Genomic DNA, 16,846 nt, shown 5'->3' with positions numbered 1-16,846 from the left:
CATCGTCATCATCCGTGACATCGCTGATCAGACAAATTTACTAGCCCTAAATGCCGCTATAGAAGCAGCAAGGGCTGGCGAGCATGGACGTGGCTTTGCGGTTGTGGCTGATGAGGTTAGAAAACTAGCTGAAAGGACACAAAAAAGTCTAGGCGAGATCGAGGCAAATACAAATGTCCTTGCTCAGTCAATCAACGAGATGAGTGAATCTATAAAAGAGCAAGCTGAGGGCATAAATATGATAAATAGAAGTGTCGCTCAGATAGATAACGTCACAAAAGAAAATAGAAGCGTTGTTAGTAACACAAACGACGTAACTAGTGAGATAGACGGCATGGCTAAGGTCATACTAACAGACGTTAGAAAAAATAAATTTTAATACCCAAAAATACTACTAGGCTCATGTAAATTTACGTGGGCCTTTAAATTTTAAATCTTTTTTACGCTAAAATTACCAAAAATTTAAAGGAGAATATATGCCACTACTTGATAGTTTTTGCGTAGATCATGTGAAGATGAAAGCCCCAGGAGTTAGACTAGCAAAGAGTATGAAGACCCCAAAGGGCGATGATATCAGCGTTTTTGACTTGAGATTTTGCAAGCCAAATGAGGAAATTTTGCCAGAAAAAGGCACTCACACTTTAGAGCACCTATTTGCTGGTTTTATGAGAAACCATTTAAATGGCAACGGCGTGGAGATCATAGACATCTCGCCGATGGGCTGCAGAACTGGCTTTTATATGAGCGTGATCGGCACACCTAGTGAAGAAGCTGTAAAAAAGGCATGGCTTGCTTCGATGAAAGATATCTTAGAAGTCAAAGATCAAGATAAGATCCCAGAGCTAAATAAATTTCAATGTGGCACTTACAAGATGCACTCACTTGATGAAGCACACGCCATAGCAAAGAAAATTCTAGATCAGGGTCTAGTCATCATAAACAACGAAGAGATCAAGCTCGACGTTGATGCTATGGGACTAAAAAAGCACTGATTTGAAGCCAGTAAAACAAGAAAATCAAGCCTATCTAAAAGAGCAAATTTTAACCTATCTTGGCAACAAACGCTCTCTTTTAGGCTTTATCGAGCGAGGCGTAAAATACGCAAAAGACGAGCTTAAAAAAGAGAAGCTTAGCTGCTGTGACCTCTTTAGTGGAAGCGGCGTGGTGGCTAGGTTTTTAAAACAAAATAGTGAATTTCTAGTCGCAAACGACTTGGAGCTTTACAGCTTCATCACAAACTCATGCTACCTACAAAACGCCACAAATGAGCTAAGAGATGAGATAAATTTCTGGCAAAAAAAGCTTGAAAAAGAGATAAAAAATAGCCTTCATGAGGGCTTTATAACAAGGCTTTATGCCCCACAAGATGACGAAAATATCGCTTGGGGCGAGCGGGTCTTTTACACAAGAAAAAATGCCATATTCATCGACACCGTAAGAAGGCTCATAGATGAGATGTTACCAGAGGAGATGAGAAAATTTTTCATAGCTCCACTACTTTATAATGCAAGCGTGCATGCAAATACGAGTGGAATTTTTAAAGGTTTTCATAAAAATAAAGAGGGCATCGGTCAGTTTGGAGGACATGGGCAAAATGCCATCTCAAGGATCACCTCTGATATAAATTTGACTAAGCCAATTTTCTCAAATTTTAGCGTGCCATTTGAGGTCTATCAAAAGGACGCAAATTTGCTGGCAAAAGAGCTTAGCAACCTTGATCTAGTCTATCTTGACCCACCTTATAACCAGCATCCATACGGCTCAAACTACTTCATGCTAAATCTCATCGCAAGCTACACTGAGCCAAGTAAAATTTCAAAAGTTTCAGGCATCTCAAAGGACTGGAACAGATCAGTTTTTAATAAAAAATCGTCAGCAAGCGAGGCATTTTTCGAGCTGATAGCAAATTTAAAGGCGAAATTTGTGCTCATCTCATTTAACTCAGAGGGCTTTATCAACCAAGATGAATTTGATAAAAACCTAAATAAAATGGGCAAAGTTCATCTACTGCGCCAAAAGTATAATGCCTACCGCGGCAGCAGAAATTTAAAAGCTAGAAACATCCACGTAGACGAACTTCTTTACGTTTTGAAAAAGTAAATTTAGCGCTCATTTCATCACTTCTAAATCTCACTAACGTAATTGTTAGTTTTGCTCATCCTCTGGCAAGCACCTTTCAAAGATAAATTTATGCTCATTTGGCAAGGCGTTGTAGATAGCATTTGCTAAATTTCTTATCTCCCAAAGGGCTGACTTTGAGCTTCTTAAAGAGATGAAATTTTGCAAGCTTCTAGCGTTTATGCTCCATGTAAGCTCGGTTTTATAGCACTCTGGCAGGCAGTATTTAACTATATCAAGGCTTTTTGTGGTTGAGGCTAAAATTTCACGTAAATTTTCAAGCGCTTTTATGCTCGCGTTATCGACCATTTCATCATTTATCAGCACGATAAATTTAGCCGCACGCTCAAACTGCCCTACTTCAAATTTCTCCTCCTTTTTTAGCTCTTTTAGCGTGTAGCGGGTTGATTTGACGCTTAGGCTTGCTATGCGGTGGCGGGCTAGCTCTTGAAGTAGTGCGCGAGAGATGCCTTGGATGTAGAAGTTGTAGTAAAGATGCTCTAGTGTTGAAGCGTGTTTAAATTTATTACCCACCCTGTCTATCAGCTCGACATCTTTTTCGCCGCCATTATCGCCTTTTTCAAAGCTTTGCCAGCATGTGCGGATCGCGTGAGAGCAGATATTTAGCGGGGTGTGATTTAGAAGTGTTACTTGCATATTTTCTCTTTTTGTGAAATTTTTTAGCATTTTACAAAAAGAAGGCTGATTTTATTTGTAAATTTAAAAGGGAGCGAGTGCCCCCCTTTGTTATTGTTTTAGTTGAAGAAGTGTGTTTAACATCTCGTCACTTGTCGTGATCGTTTTTGAGTTTGCTTGAAAGCCTCTTTGGATGACGATAAGATCTGTTAGCGCACGGCTTAGATCGACGTTACTAGCTTCTAGTTTTGAAGCTGCGATCGTTCCTTTATCGCCTGTGCCTGCTGCGCCGATGACTGCTTCGCCTGAGTTTGCAGTTTGTGAAAAGACGTTTCCGCCCTCACTTTGAAGACCCTCGTTGTTTGTAAAGCTAGCAAGTGCAACTTGAGCTAGACCAAAGCTTTGTCCGTTTGTAAATGCACCGATGATAGTGCCAGTTTCGTCGATCTTTAGGTCATTTAGCGTGCCACCTGTGTAGCCATCTTGTGAGATAGACTCAGTTGAAGAGTCTTTATCAAAGCTTGTTAGTCCGTTAAAGTCTGTTCCCAAGCCAAAATTTAAACTAACATTTTGACCACTTTGTGAGCCGTTGTTAGCTGAAAATGTTATTGTAGCTGGGTGAAAGCTAGCGAGTGAGCCGTTTGAGTTAAATCTCAATGAACCAGTTACGACGTTGTCTGGACCCTCGCCTGTGTAGTTTATCTTAGCAGGCTCTGGCACTTGGATGATCATATTCCACTCAGTTCCGCCATCTGTTGTAGTACCTGTTTTTGCCCATCTGATACTAACTGTGTGTTTTGAGCCAAGTGAGTCAAAAATTTCAGCTGTTGAGCCGTGGCTTGACATCATCATCTTGCCACTCGCTCTTAGAGCTTGACCTGGGCTTAGTGCGCCATCAAGTGCTTTCATGATATTTGTAAAGCGAACGTTTTCATTTACTGCTGCGTTGTTTGTGCCTTGAGCTGGTTTTGTAAGACCAGTTGTAGTCATATAAAGTGCTTGATCAGCTATTTCATTTGTAGGGTTTTCTAGTTGAAATTGACCTAGTTTATTTACAGTGATCTTTACGCCATCGTTCGTATCATCTCCAGCTACTGCCTGAAGTGCAGCAACACCTGCTGCGTGTTTTTGATCAGGTGTGCCAGCTGCTGCTGCATAAGCGTTGTTATATGCTAGTGCATAGGCTGGATTTGTTATAGCTGCGCCACCTGTACCAGGGGCTACCTTGTGAGCGGCAGTTGCAAGTTTTGCTGCATCAAGTGCGTCAGAGTTTGCTCTTATTTGACCATCGCCATTATAATCAACATGGTTTCTAGCATCCTCTTGCATAGCAGCACGAAGATCTTCTGTTGTTGTTATTTGTCTTGCGATTTTGTCGTTATTTGGATGAACAGCTGTTGTTTGTGAGCTTGTATAGACATATTGATAAGCTGTTATAATATCTTTGCTAGCTAGACCGCCAACTGTGTTTCCAGCATTTACTGTTAGGTGGATGTTTTTTGTCTCTTCGGTTGTACCTGAGTTATTTCTGTTTATAAGCGTTAGTTTGTTACCCTCTGAAATTTCAGCTCTAACACCAGTTTTGTTGTACTGAGCGTTGATAGCAGCTGCAACGTCACTGATGCTTGTCATTGTGCCAGCTTGAGTTTTGATGTTTTGTCCATTTAGTGTTATATCAAGTGTAGCTGGTGGATTGATCTGACCGATGTTTTGTGCTAGAGCGCTACCTACTGAAAATTTCTCAGTCTTAGCATTTGCGTAGCTTACCCAGATACCTTGACCATCTCTTAGAGCAAGACCGTTTCCAAGCTCGTCAAATGTAACGCCAAGATCGACACCACGTTCTGTTAAAATTTGCTCGTTTCTTGAGTTTGTATAAAATTCATCGTTGTTTGTATCGTTTTCGTTATGAACTTCGTTGGCATTTAAAATTCCATCGTTATTGTAGTCACGTCCGCCAGCAACTGAATCAAGTGCGTAGATAGGCGTGCTTCTTTGACCGATGCTGTTACCTGAGTCAAGGTTGCCTTTTATTTTAACTTCTGTTGTCGCTCTTGCTGGAGTTGTAAGACCTTCTTTGATGACGATGTTGCTTATAGGACCTGTTGAGTCGATAGTGCCAGTCTCATCATCTCTAGTCCAGCCTTGAACGATATAACCGCTGTTATTTACAAAGTTACCAGCCTTATCACGGACGAAGTCGCCGTTTCTTGTATAGTATCTTGTTGTTCCGCCATCTGGAGAGACAACAAAGAAGCCATTTCCTTGAAGAGCAAGGTCGGTTTGCTTATCAGTGGCTGTTAGTGTGCCTTGTGAGAAAATTCTTGTAGTTGAGTTTATAGTCGTTCCTAGACCTATTTGCATAGCGTTTTGACCGCCTAGCTGACCTTGTGGAGCGGTAGCAACTCTTGGAGTTTGGCTTAGTATATCAGCAAAATTTGCGCGGTTGTATTTAAAACCATAAGTATTGACGTTTGCGATATTGTTGCCTTCTACGTCCATAGCTATCTGGTGGGCTTGTAGGCCTGAAACACCAGACCAAAGTGATCTCATCATGAGCTTATCCTTTTTCTCGTTTTAAAATTTTTTATGATCTTTCTAAAGCAAAAGATGTTCCAAAATTTATATCGGCAAAAAATAGTTACTGAGGATATTTTAAATTTGGTAGATTGTATTTATAGATTGATATGATAGTGATAGTTTGTTTGCCATCATCTATGACGAATACAACAACATATCCCTTGAAGACCAAGTCTCTTACTTGAGTATCTTTCATAGTTAGATTTTCTCTGTAAGAGTATGGTCTTTCAGGGATTTTCATGATTTCGTTTTTTAGACTATCGCGAAAGTTATATGCGCGATCCTTGCTATCTTGTTTTATGAATTTTAATATCTCTTTTAAATTCTCTTTAAAATCATCTGTAAAAAGAATTTTCATCTTAAATTTTGCCTTCTATTATGGCATCGGTTTCAGCGATCACATCATCAAGAGTGCAATATTTAAGCTCGCCACGTCTATGCTTTGCAATCAGCTCTTTCAAATTTTGTTCATTTTCTTTATTTATATAGTAGTCGTTATAATCTACAAATTCAACCCTTGCATGAGGGTTTATTCGTTTTATCTCTTGAACCGCTTTTTGTAAAATTTGAGTGATCTGTGGTGTCTCTTCGGCAACTAGCATACCTATCATTTTTATTCCTTACATAATTTTGGTTATTTTTTATCTATCATAATTTATCCAAGTATCAACGCACCTACGACGCCACCGATGATTAGTGGGATGTTAAAAAATATAAACGTAGGCACGCAAGTATCATATATGTGGTTGTGCTCACCATCAGCATTTAGACCGCTCGTTGGCCCAAGTGTGCTGTCGCTTGCTGGGCTTCCAGCGTCGCCTAGAGCCGCTGCTATACCAACTAGCAAGATGATAGCTGGCACACCAAAGCCAAGACTAAGGCAAAGTGGCACGTAGATAGAGGCTAAGATAGGGATAGTACCAAAGCTAGTGCCTATGCCCATCGTTACAAGAAGTCCTATAAGTAGCATCAAAAATGCTCCACCTATCTTGCCGCCAGAGACCAAGCTAGCGTATTTCACAAGCTCGTCTATACCGCCACTCTCTCTTAAAATGGTGCCGTATCCCGCAGCAACAAGCATGATAAATGCGATAAAGCCCATCATAGCAAGGCCATTATCCATGATCTTATCTACTTTTTTATATTCTATCCCGCCAAAAACGACCATAACCAAAAGTCCAAGTAGCGCGCCAAGTGGCAAGAGCGAAGTGTAAATTTGCACGACAAAGGCGACAACCGCACCAGCTAAGACCGCCCACTCTTTTTTAGTCATCTCAAGGCTTTTTGCACGCTCGATCTCGTCAAGTTCGGCTTTTTCAAATTTAGATGTTTTATAAATTCTCTTTCTGCCGTAGACAAAAATAGCGATGATAAGGCCAACTAACATCGACGCACCGCCGATCCACATAACTGAAGAAATGTCCGAGATAGTTGTATTTATGCCGTTGTTTGCTAGCTCTTTTTTAAGGATATTGTGAAAAAGAAGACCAAAGCCAACGCTAAGGCTCACATAAGGCGCTTGCAGACCAAATGTAAGAGCGCAAGCCACCGCACGTCTATCTATACCCATCTTATTCATAAGAGCAAGAAGGGGTGGGATCAAGATAGGTATAAAAGCTATATGAACTGGGATCAAGTTTTGAGACAAACAAGCGATAAATGCGATGGTTAGCGTAAAAATGACCTTATTTGAGCTAAGAAATTTACTCATTGCATTTATCAAAATGGCTGTTAAATTTGTATTTGCTATGGCAGCTGCGAGAGCACCCAGCAAGATGTAGCTCAGCGAGGTCTCAAGGTTGCCTTGCATGCCGCTTATGAGGCTTTGTGTGGTCTCTTTTAGGGCCGAAAAAAAGCTCTCAAAACCGCTTGCCAAACCACTTTCAAATCCGCTAAAACCATGCTTATACATAACCCCAGCAACAAGGGCTGAGATGAGGATAGAAAGTAGGATGTTAAAGCGCAGCAAACATAGCACCGTCATCACCAAAATGCTAAAAACAACAGGGTTAAAGAGAAGCATGTGTGTCCTTTTTGTATGAGTGCAAGAATTATACAAGGGCGGGGCTTATTAAATTTTAAAAAGAGTGGCTTAAGTGGGTATGTGTTAAGATTTTTGGCAAATTTTAAAAGGAAAAAGCGATGGATTTAGAGAAAATTTATAAGGACGCTGGGGCATATTTAGAGGGGCACTTTTTGCTAAGCAGTGGTAACCACTCGCAGTTTTATCTGCAAAGTGCGAAGGTGCTTGAAGACCCAGCTTTGGCGGGAAAGCTAGCAGATGAGCTTGCCGCTGTGATAGAGAAATTTGGCATTAAATTTGATAGCGTTTGTTCTCCTGCACTTGGTGGAATTTTAGCTGGATATGAGCTAGCTCGTGCGGCAAAAAAGCGCTTTATATTTACTGAGCGCGTTGATAGAGTGATGAGCCTAAGGCGTGGCTTTGAAGTGAAAAAGGGCGAGAAATTTATAGTTTGCGAAGACATCATCACAACTGGCGGCTCAGCACTTGAAGCAGCCCACGTGATAGAGAGCCTTGGTGGCGAGGTGGTTGGCTTTGCCGCACTTGCAAACCGCGGCTTTTGTAAGGTTGCAAATTTAGGAAATGAAGCTAAGGCAAATGCAAAACTGCCAAGCGACAAGCCATTTTTCGCTTTGGGGAATTTTGAATTTGAAATTTACGAGCCAGAGCACTGTCCGCTTTGCAAAGGCGGTAGCAAGGCTATTAAGCCTGGAAGCAGAGGCAACTAAATTTTATAAAATTTTACGCTCAAAGCTTAAAATAATAATATTTGTAACTTATTCGTTATTTTGGGCTTTGAATAAATTTTCTCATCAAAATTTCTTTTTTTCCTTAAATTTTAAAAGTTAATTTATAATTAAGATTTTAATATATAAAATGGCACGCAATTTTTAGGAGATCCCAAAATGCAAGGATGTGTGCTATGAAAATATCTACAAAGATAATTCTCACTTTTGTTTTTTCAGTTTTGCTTGTCAGCTGTTTGCTCATCTTTTTAAATAGCAAATTTTCAAGCGATCTAACGCAGTTTTTCACAAATAAGTCCTACGACGAACTGGTAAATGCCAGAAAAGAAAATTTAAAAGATGACGTTGAGACGATCAACCAAATGATGCGTGAAATTTATAATGGCGGCAAAGAAAAAGGGCTAAGCGACGATGAGATAAAACAAGAAATTTTTAGAGTCGTCTCAAAGCTAAAATTCTTTAGCGATAAAACTGGCTATATCTTCATCTACGACTACGACGGCGTTGTTTTGATGCACCCTGAAAAGCCATCGCTTGTTGGTAAAAATTTGATCGGACTAAAAGATCCAAAAGGGCTACTTCTTATAAAAGAGCTCATCCAAAAGGCTAAACAAGGCGGTGGATTTGTCACATTTGGCTGGGCGAAAAAAGAGGGCGAGGAGCCAGTGGAGAAGCTTGGCTACGCTGCAAATTTTGAGCCATATAAATGGATGCTAGGAAGTGGCGTATATGTCGATGATTTGGCGGACGAGATAGAAAAGACAAAGGCCGTTTTAAACGAGCAAAACAGCCAAAATACAAAAACATTTATCATCGCTTGCGCCCTGATAACGGTTGTTTTGATAGCTGTCGTGCTATTTATCTTAAGTAGGGCGATCATCAAACCTATAAAAAATATCGTTGCAAATTTAACCGAGATGTCAGATGAGATAAAAAGTGGCAAGGGCGATCTTACTAAAAAGCTTGAAGTTAGTGGCAAAGATGAAATTTCAAACATCAAAAGCTCGATAAATGACCTAACAAGCGAGCTAAGATCAGTGATAGAGAGTGTTAAAGGCCTAGCGCATGAGAACTCTTCTATCGCCGAGCAGCTCTCCTCAACCTCAGCTCAAACCACAAATTTAACCAACAAATCTTCTCTAATCGTCACAGATACGACAAATATGGCAAAAACCATGTCAGAAGAGATAAAAAGCTCATTTGAAGAGGCTAAGAAGAGCAAAGAAAATCTTGAAAGAACCTGTCTATACATAAATGAAGTCTCAAACGATGTTTTGGGACTTAGTAAAAATGTAGATGAGGCTGCAAATAGCGAAATTTCACTTGCTAGCTCGATGAAGAGCCTAGCTGATCAAGCTAAAAATGTAAAAGATGTCTTAAATATCATTGATGACATCGCTGATCAGACAAATTTACTTGCCCTAAATGCCGCCATAGAAGCAGCGCGCGCAGGTGAGCACGGACGTGGCTTTGCAGTCGTGGCTGATGAGGTTAGACAGCTAGCTGAACGCACGCAAAATAGCCTAAGCGAGATAAATGCAACTATAAATTTAATCGTTGAAGCGATCTCAAACTCAAGCCATACCATCGGCGATAATGCCAAAAAAGCTGGCGAGCTTTGCAAAAAATCAGCCCAGATAAATGAAAAAATAGAAAATATGAATCTGCTAATGAACGAGACTGTTAGCTTAAATGAGACCTCTACGAGGGATTATATAGAGACTGGAAATAAGGTCGAAGAGCTGATAAAAGGCATCGTAAATATCGATGAAATTTCAAAACAAAACTCAAAAAGTATGGATGAAATCTCACTTGCAGCTGCTCATCTTTCAAAGATGACTGATAATCTAAACACTAGCCTTTCAAAATTTAGAACCTGATAAATTTAGCCAAATATTTGGCTAAATTTAATTTTATCTTTTAACTTCTTTGCTTAAGTAGTGAGCCGATTTTTTACTTTAAGCTTACGATCATGATGTAAATTTATGAAATAATTTTTATTTTGTGTTATTTAAGTCGGCATTTTGGCTTAAGAGATGAGATGACGTATGCAAGAGTATGATATTTTAGATGTTTTATCAAACAAAAAGGTCCTTTGCTTAGAGGATGAAGAGGCGATCTTGCGAAATATTTGCGCCTCGCTGGAGCTATTTTTCGCAGAGGTTAAAGGCGTAACAGATGGCTTTGATGCGCTTGAGCTTGCTATGAGCGGGGCGTATGACGCTTTAGTGCTTGATATCAGCGTGCCAAATATCGATGGTCTTGAGATCGCTAAAAAAGTAAGAGCTATCAATCAAAAAATCCCTATCGTGATCTTATCAAGCCACGTCGAGCAAGAGTATCTGTGGCGCGCGGTTGAGCTAAAGATCACAAGATATCTTGCAAAACCATACGATAAAAAATCTTTTGTTAAAGCGCTTGAAGATGTGGCTATGGAGCTTGTGGGACGCACACCAACTATCAGGCTAAATGACGAGCTTGAGTATGATTTTGGCAAAAAAGCGCTTTATATAAATGGCGAAATTTCTCATCTAAGCAAGAGCGAGAGCAAGCTTTTGGAGTATTTTTTAAACAACAAAAACCAAACTATCACTTATGAGCAAATTTTTGACTACATCTGGGACTACGAGCAGCCGACAAAAGAGGCGATAAAGACGATCGTAAAGGAGCTTAGAAGAAAGCTTGGCAAAGATGTGATCAAAAATTTATACGGCGTGGGCTATCTTTGTGAGATATAAATTTCAGCTAATTGTCGGTGCTTTTATCTTTGTCTATCTGCTAGTTTCGGCACTTGTTTTAAATTTCTACAACGATCTTGCGATGAAAGACGCCAAAAAAGAGGCATATTATGTTTTAGAGGGCATAAATTCTGTAAGAGAGTACATCGCTGGAGTTCAGCGCCCACTAATCGAGCAGTTAAAAGAGCAGGGCATCTTAAAAGAGGACTTTTTTGACGAGAGACTATTGTCATCTTCATATATAAGCCGTGAAATTTACAACATCCAAAAGAAAAAATATAACCTTGAATTTGACTACAAGCTAGTTGCCATCGCTCCGCTAAATAAGGCTCACCAGCCAAATGAATTTGAAGCTGGCGTCTTGCATGGCTTTAAAGAGAATAAATTTAAAGAATTTGTAAAGATAATAAAAGATGAAAATGGCTCACAGCTCTTTGTGGGTCTGCCTATAAAAAACCAAAGTCCAAGCTGTCTAGCCTGTCACAGCAGCGCAAATGCCCCACAACAAATGCTAGAAAAATATGGCATGGAGGGCATAGAGATCCCAGACGTGAACGAAACGGTCGCGATGATCTCTTTTAAGATACCAATCCGCGCCATTTTTACCTATCACTTGCAAGAGGTCATCGTCATAATGAGTGCTATAACGCTTATCTTTGGGCTATTTTTGCTACTTGTTTATAAGATGCATAGGCGAGGAGAGGAGAGCAAAAAGCAGACTGAGCAGCTAATGATACATCAAAGCCGCTTAGCCTCTATGGGCGAGATGATAGGCAATATTTCGCACCAGTGGAAACAGCCACTAGCGCAGATAAGCTCATCTTTGATAAATTTAGAGCTTTATCAAGAGAGAAAAAAGCTTGATGAGGCGAAAATTTATGAGTTTATAGAAGAGACAAGCAAGCAGATAAATTTCATGTCAGAAACCGTTGATGACTTTAAAAATTTCTTTAGTCCAAATACCTTGAGAAAAGAGTTTAAGGTGCTTGAAGTGATAAATCAAACGATAAAAATTTTAAATGCAACGCTTAAAAAGTATCAGATCGAAGTGCAGCTTGACGTGAGAGAAAATTTTGAGGTATTTGCAAATTTCAATGAGATAATCCAAATTTTAATAAACATCATAAACAACGCAAAAGACGCATTTAAGCAGAGCTACACAAAGCCAAGAGTGATAAAGATAAGCGCCTTTTTAAAAGATGATCGCAAGAATTTATGCGTGCAAAATAATGCAGGAGCGATAAAAAATTCATTTTTAAAGGTTATCTTTGAGCCACACTTTAGCACAAAAGAGAGCGGTAGCGGGCTTGGGCTATATATGAGCCGTCTTATCGCTCGCAAAAACAACGCCCTAATCTTTGCTAAAAATGTGGATGAAAACCACGTTGCATTTACAATTAGTTTCGAAAATTTATAATTTGTTAAATTTCCCCCTTTTTTACCCTTTTTCGGTGTTAAGATTATCAGTATGAAATCATTTTGATTTTAGGATAAAAATTCAAAGGAGGAGACGTGAGAAACTTACACAAAGCCTTAGCAGGCTTACTCATGGGTGTTAGTATCTTTGCTTCACAAGCCTGTTGCGAAGAGCATAATATGCAGATGTCCGATAAAGCACGTGATGTTATCGCAAATCCTAAAGGCACACTGCAAAGTAGAGGTGTTGTCTCCTTGCAAGACTACGTCGTAGAAGAGCAAGAGATGTATAACTGGCTATTTAAAAACCACCCTATTTTTACAAAGTATGGTGGCAAAACCGTCGGCAAAATGGTCGTTCATGACCGCGGCTTAGAGTGGCTTGCCGAGGGACATGGCTTTGATATGTCAAAGCTTAGTAAAAGAGATGGCGGTAAGGGCTATAGCTCTATGATGTATAGAATTCCAGCCACTTCATCGCTTCAATTTCCTAATAAATTTGTAGGTCCAGAAAAGTGCGGTGAGTGTCACCCAGCTCAGTATGAGGTCTGGAGCAGATCTCGCCACGCAACTACTATGCGCTTCCCTGGCGAGCACCCAGAGGTCAATAACAACCTAACTGAGCCAGTATTTGACAAAGATACCGCTTCTATCCTTCCAAAAGGTATCACTCCAGATGTCATCTACGCAACCGTTGGTCACTTAAGAACTAAGATGGGCTACGTCGATGCATGGCTACTTCGTGGTACTTACTACGTTGAGGGTGGTTTGCTAAGAGATGGCACAGGTCAGATCGTAGCTGGCGGTAACCAATGGCAAAGAACATGGGCGTTAAATTTAGACGACGCAACTGTTAAAAAGATAAAAGAGCTTGTCCCAGAATTTCCTGGCACGCTTGAAGAGTATGGCGATAATGGCGGATATGTCAGAGGTCTTGCCTCATACGCCGCAAAACATAAAAAGTCGATGTTTTTCCAAGCAAACTCATCATATTGTGAGGTTTGCCACCCAGTTAAATTTGACTTTAAGTCAAAAGCAGAATTTTACGCAGCACTTGGTAATGCCAAAGAGCTTCAAAAACACACTATCTCAAAAGGCGTAAGCTGTGAGGAGTGCCACGGAGCTGGCGGTCACCTTGATGGAGCTACAAATTTTAGAACATCAAACTGCGAACGCTGTCACCAAAGATTTAACTTTAGCCCAGATCTAATGCGAGCTAACCCACTTAACAACGGCAAACTAGATCTTTCTTTAAGCTCTAAATTTAAATCAATGGGACCAGGATGCGGCTCAGAAGGCTCTCAATCATACTTTACCGCTCACTACGATAAAGGTATGAGATGCGTCACTTGCCACGATCCACACGACAACACAGGTAACGTCGTAGGCGATAAGAGCGTAACTGGCATGAACTACAACCCAGATCAAGGCTATCTAAGTGCGTTCTACACTAAACCAAAGATCAAAAAAGATTGTAAAGATTGTCACGAGACTCAAGCATATATCGCATCAAAAGCAGATACTCACAAAAACAACACTTGTGCATCTTGCCACATGCCATTTATGATGAGCTGCGAGAATTTCTACGCTGTTCAGTTCCAAGACAACGCTGGCTTTGATACTCAAAGACGCTCTCACATCTGGAAGATCATGGTCGATCCAAAAGAGAAATCTCTTGTCCCAGGCGACGCTGCTAAAGGTCCAAGAGATGCTAAAGATTGGCACTTTGAGAGAGATAAAAATGGCCACAACTATGTTGATTTGATGTGGGCATGCGCTAGAACATCTTGGGCCGATAAAGATATGAAAGATAATAAAGGCTGCCATAGCCCAGTGCTATCTGAGCTAAAACCAACACTTCACTTCAAAAACCAAAAACAAGTTTATGATGAGGTTATGGGATGGCAAACTCCAGTTAAAAATGAATTCTCAGAGGTCAAAATAGGCATCGAGGGAATTTACTCACTACTAGAGACTAAAAAGCTAGATCCAAGTGATAAAGCTAGAGTTTATGAGCTTGTCCAAAACGCTCAAGAGATCATCGACATGGTCGAAAAAGATGGTTCGTGGGGTATGCACGGATTTAAATTTACTAAACAAAGACTAGATGCATCTAAAGAGTATATAAAAGAAGCTCAGAGAATTCTAAACAAAAATTTATAGCATTTAGGGGCTAGTTTTAGCCCCTTTAATCTTAAGGGTTTGAAATGAAAAATGGGTTTTTAAAATGTTCGCTACTTCTTAGCCTAAGTGTGGCTAGCCTCTTAGCAAATGTCGATACAAACGACTCTTACGCCATAGGTGCAACAAGCGGTGGATATGTTTTAAAAGGACTGCTAGATCAAAAGCAACTAGGTGTTGGCTATGACGCTGATGCAGTGATAAAAGGCTTTAGCGACGCGCTAAAGAGCGAGCTAAAACTAAGTGATGATGAGATAGCGAAGCTACTAAACAAAAGAGCTGAAAGCTTAGATAAGATAGTAAAAGAAAAAGAGGCTGCCAAGCTAAAAGAGAATTTAGCCCAAGGCAAAGCCTATATGGAAAAAAATGCAAAAAACAAAAATGTAAAAACAACAAAATCAAATTTACAATATGAGATCATAAAAGGTGGCTCAAAAGGAGCTACTCCAAAGCCTGAGAGCATCATCATAGTAAATTATAAAGCAAGCTTTGTCGATGGCAAGGTCTTTGACGAGACAAAAGAGGCTCCAGCTCATCTTTCGATGCTAAATTTGATCCCTGGGCTTGAAGAGGGACTTATGCTTATGAAAGAGGGCGAGAAATTTAAATTTGTCATCCCGCCCGAGCTTGCATACGGCGATAGCGGCATGGAGGGGATACCTGGAGGCGAGACTATCGTTTTTGAGATAGAGCTTATTAAGGTCTTAAAGCCTGGCGAACTAGCTGAGGCGGCAAGAAAAATTCATGAAAAAGAGCAAAATGAGGGCATTAAAAAGCCTCATTAAGGCATAAATGGAGTTAAAAATGCAAAATCAAAATAGCAGAAGAGCCTTCTTTAAACGCATGGCAGTTGTGGCTGCTGGTGCTAGTGTGGCAAGTAGTGGTTTTGCTTTTAAGAGTGAAGAGAGTGCGAAAAAACCACATTTTGGCATGATATTTGACCAAAACAAATGCGTCGGCTGCACGGACTGCGAAGTGGCATGCAGAAAGGTAAATTTAGTCCCAAAAGGACAGATGAGACTTTTTGTAGAGGATAAAACAGATCCAAAGAATTTGCTTGATAAAAGATATGTAAGAGTATCTTGTCAGCAGTGCGAGGATGCACCTTGCGTGGCCGTTTGCCCAACAAAAGCCTGTCACAAGGACATAAAAACTGGTATCCAAACTACAAACATAGATGACTGCATCGCCTGTAAATACTGCATCGTAGCCTGTCCTTACGACGTGAGATATATCGACAAAGTCAATCACTCAGCCCAAAGCTGTAACTTCTGCATAGATACAAATTTAAAGGATAAAAAAGATCCAGCCTGCGTTGAGGCGTGCAGATATGAGGCTTTGGTATTTGGCGATTTAAACGATGAGAGCTCGCACATTAGCAAGCTTTTAGCTGTCAAAGATAGCATAAGGCTAAGAGCAGAACTTGGCACAAAACCAAGCCTTAGATATATTCCTAAAGTAAAAGCGGGGGTGTAAGATGGATGGTGCATTAAATTTCACTGCGACATTTTCGCACGGAGTTGAGTGGGGCTGGCCGATCGCTGTTTATCTTCTGCTAGCTGGTATGAGTGGCGGAGCGCTAATAGCTGCCATAATTCTAAAGCGCTACAAAAGGCAAGAGAGTTTTAGTCCATTTTTCAAGGCCGCTTCGCTTCTAGCCTTTGTTAGCATCATGCTTGGTATGGTTTGCTTGATAGCTGACCTTGAAAAGCCACTTTTGTTTTGGAAAATTTTGATTAATTACAACTTCACATCAGTTATGTCTATCGGTGTAGCCGCGCTTTGTGTCTTTATACCGCTTAGCTTTTTGATGTGTTTGTATGCGTTTAGCGCGGAGTTAAAGCCATTTTGTGGCTTTTTTGATGGCGTGATGAAAATTTTATCGCCACTTTATCCGCTCTTAAGTGCGCTTTGCCTGCTTTTTGCGGTTATCATTTGCGCATATACAGGCTTTTTGATCTCGGTGCTTATTAGATTTCCACTTTTAAACACTGCTGTTTTACCAGCGCTTTTCATAGCTTCAGGACTAAGTGCTGGCATAAGTGGCAGCAGCTTGATAGCGGCACTATTTTTCAAAGAAGATCCACACTCAAGCGACCTTGGCTCACTTCATGGCGTGGAGTTTTACGTCTTATGCGCTGAAATTTTACTCATTTTAATGCTTTTTGTCTCACTTTTGCTTGGCTCAAGCTATCAGCAAGGCGCGGCAGTTGCATTTTATAGTGGCGTTTGGGCAAATTTCTTCTGGCTTGGGGTTGTTTTAGTTGGCTTTGTCTTGCCTCTTGTTTTAAATTTCGCACTTGGCAAGATGAAATTTAGCTTCTACCTTGGCTCATTTGCAGCAGTAGTTGGCGTTTTATTGCTTAGGGTTTTTATACTTTATGCAGGACAGACTTATAGCATTTAAG

The 16,846-nt window shown here is 40.4% G+C and carries 15 protein-coding genes and 1 pseudogene; 11 read left to right on the top strand and 5 right to left on the bottom strand.

All coding sequences use genetic code 11. The features are described 5' to 3' along the window. Positions 1–7: 7 nt before the first annotated feature. The 3 genes and pseudogenes from F3G86_RS11050 to F3G86_RS00450 all read left to right on the top strand — a co-directional run. Positions 8–379 (top strand): annotated as a pseudogene (locus tag F3G86_RS11050) (methyl-accepting chemotaxis protein); the annotation flags it as partial. 97 nt (positions 380–476) lie between these two features. Then, positions 477–992, top strand: a complete 516-nt coding sequence (luxS, locus tag F3G86_RS00455) for an S-ribosylhomocysteine lyase (protein ID WP_103620303.1) — start codon at positions 477–479, stop codon at positions 990–992. A gap of 1 nt (position 993) precedes the next feature. Then, entirely contained in the window at positions 994–2,100 is a 1,107-nt protein-coding gene (locus tag F3G86_RS00450; protein ID WP_149722668.1) for a DNA adenine methylase, read from the top strand. A gap of 45 nt (positions 2,101–2,145) precedes the next feature. Here the strand turns inward: F3G86_RS00450 and thyX are convergent, their stop codons facing one another. The 5 genes from thyX to F3G86_RS00425 form a co-directional block, all read right to left on the bottom strand. Then, complete coding sequence (thyX, locus tag F3G86_RS00445) at positions 2,146–2,775, bottom strand: FAD-dependent thymidylate synthase (protein WP_149722667.1); 630 nt, start codon at positions 2,773–2,775, stop codon at positions 2,146–2,148. 90 nt (positions 2,776–2,865) lie between these two features. Beyond that, complete coding sequence (flgE, locus tag F3G86_RS00440; RefSeq protein WP_149722666.1) at positions 2,866–5,310, bottom strand: flagellar hook protein FlgE; 2,445 nt, start codon at positions 5,308–5,310, stop codon at positions 2,866–2,868. 85 nt (positions 5,311–5,395) lie between these two features. Continuing rightward, on the bottom strand, positions 5,396–5,692 hold the full coding sequence (locus F3G86_RS00435) for a type II toxin-antitoxin system RelE/ParE family toxin (RefSeq protein WP_149722665.1): 297 nt from the start codon (positions 5,690–5,692) through the stop codon (positions 5,396–5,398). 1 nt (position 5,693) lies between these two features. Then, the gene (locus F3G86_RS00430) at positions 5,694–5,945 is read right to left on the bottom strand and encodes a hypothetical protein (RefSeq protein ID WP_103601255.1); all 252 of its coding nucleotides are present in this window, start codon (positions 5,943–5,945) and stop codon (positions 5,694–5,696) included. A 44-nt stretch (positions 5,946–5,989) separates the two neighbouring features. After that, positions 5,990–7,357, bottom strand: coding sequence for a Na+/H+ antiporter NhaC family protein (locus tag F3G86_RS00425; RefSeq protein ID WP_149722664.1), 1,368 nt, complete (start codon positions 7,355–7,357; stop codon positions 5,990–5,992). Positions 7,358–7,476: 119 nt separating this feature from the next. Between F3G86_RS00425 and pyrE the strand changes: the two genes are divergently transcribed. The 8 genes from pyrE to nrfD all read left to right on the top strand — a co-directional run bounded on the left by pyrE (position 7,477) and on the right by nrfD (position 16,845). Continuing rightward, positions 7,477–8,085, top strand: a complete 609-nt coding sequence (gene pyrE / locus F3G86_RS00420; RefSeq protein WP_149722663.1) for an orotate phosphoribosyltransferase — start codon at positions 7,477–7,479, stop codon at positions 8,083–8,085. A gap of 185 nt (positions 8,086–8,270) precedes the next feature. Further along, a complete protein-coding gene (locus tag F3G86_RS00415; protein ID WP_411160676.1) occupies positions 8,271–9,983 on the top strand; it encodes a methyl-accepting chemotaxis protein in 1,713 nt (570 codons plus the stop codon). A 168-nt stretch (positions 9,984–10,151) separates the two neighbouring features. Continuing rightward, positions 10,152–10,841 (top strand): response regulator transcription factor, encoded by a 690-nt coding sequence (locus F3G86_RS00410; protein WP_103575199.1) that lies wholly within the window; start codon positions 10,152–10,154, stop codon positions 10,839–10,841. After that, entirely contained in the window at positions 10,831–12,258 is a 1,428-nt protein-coding gene (locus F3G86_RS00405) for an ATP-binding protein (RefSeq protein WP_149722661.1), read from the top strand. Before F3G86_RS00410 ends, F3G86_RS00405 begins: the two co-directional genes overlap by 11 nt. Before the next feature lie 95 nt (positions 12,259–12,353). Next, positions 12,354–14,420 carry a cytochrome c gene (locus F3G86_RS00400; RefSeq protein WP_009295151.1) on the top strand — a complete coding sequence of 689 codons (2,067 nt, stop codon included), beginning with the start codon at positions 12,354–12,356 and terminating at the stop codon, positions 14,418–14,420. A 44-nt stretch (positions 14,421–14,464) separates the two neighbouring features. Further along, positions 14,465–15,223 carry an FKBP-type peptidyl-prolyl cis-trans isomerase gene (locus F3G86_RS00395; protein ID WP_103571790.1) on the top strand — a complete coding sequence of 253 codons (759 nt, stop codon included), beginning with the start codon at positions 14,465–14,467 and terminating at the stop codon, positions 15,221–15,223. Between the two features lie 19 nt (positions 15,224–15,242). Beyond that, the gene (locus F3G86_RS00390; protein WP_048809961.1) at positions 15,243–15,914 is read left to right on the top strand and encodes a 4Fe-4S dicluster domain-containing protein; all 672 of its coding nucleotides are present in this window, start codon (positions 15,243–15,245) and stop codon (positions 15,912–15,914) included. 1 nt (position 15,915) lies between these two features. After that, a complete protein-coding gene (gene nrfD, locus F3G86_RS00385) occupies positions 15,916–16,845 on the top strand; it encodes an NrfD/PsrC family molybdoenzyme membrane anchor subunit (RefSeq protein ID WP_149722660.1) in 930 nt (309 codons plus the stop codon). Position 16,846: the final 1 nt, after the last annotated feature.

Source organism: Campylobacter concisus (genome assembly GCF_902460595.1).
GTDB classification, from domain to species: Bacteria; Campylobacterota; Campylobacteria; order Campylobacterales; family Campylobacteraceae; genus Campylobacter_A; species Campylobacter_A concisus_BL.
This window is presented reverse-complemented; position numbering and strand designations above follow the sequence as displayed.

Excerpts from the sequence above, each read along its gene's own strand:
- flgE (WP_149722666.1), bottom strand. The coding sequence starts at position 5,310 with ATGATGAGATCACTTTGGTCTGGTGTTTCAGGCCTACAAGCCCACCAG.
- nrfD (WP_149722660.1), top strand. The coding sequence starts at position 15,916 with ATGGATGGTGCATTAAATTTCACTGCGACATTTTCGCACGGAGTTGAG.
- F3G86_RS00430 (WP_103601255.1), bottom strand. The coding sequence starts at position 5,945 with ATGATAGGTATGCTAGTTGCCGAAGAGACACCACAGATCACTCAAATT.
- F3G86_RS00435 (WP_149722665.1), bottom strand. The coding sequence starts at position 5,692 with ATGAAAATTCTTTTTACAGATGATTTTAAAGAGAATTTAAAAGAGATA.
- F3G86_RS00415 (WP_411160676.1), top strand. The coding sequence starts at position 8,271 with ATGTGTGCTATGAAAATATCTACAAAGATAATTCTCACTTTTGTTTTT.
- pyrE (WP_149722663.1), top strand. The coding sequence starts at position 7,477 with ATGGATTTAGAGAAAATTTATAAGGACGCTGGGGCATATTTAGAGGGG.
- luxS (WP_103620303.1), top strand. The coding sequence starts at position 477 with ATGCCACTACTTGATAGTTTTTGCGTAGATCATGTGAAGATGAAAGCC.
- thyX (WP_149722667.1), bottom strand. The coding sequence starts at position 2,775 with ATGCAAGTAACACTTCTAAATCACACCCCGCTAAATATCTGCTCTCAC.
- F3G86_RS00390 (WP_048809961.1), top strand. The coding sequence starts at position 15,243 with ATGCAAAATCAAAATAGCAGAAGAGCCTTCTTTAAACGCATGGCAGTT.
- F3G86_RS00410 (WP_103575199.1), top strand. The coding sequence starts at position 10,152 with ATGCAAGAGTATGATATTTTAGATGTTTTATCAAACAAAAAGGTCCTT.
- F3G86_RS00425 (WP_149722664.1), bottom strand. The coding sequence starts at position 7,357 with ATGCTTCTCTTTAACCCTGTTGTTTTTAGCATTTTGGTGATGACGGTG.
- F3G86_RS00395 (WP_103571790.1), top strand. The coding sequence starts at position 14,465 with ATGAAAAATGGGTTTTTAAAATGTTCGCTACTTCTTAGCCTAAGTGTG.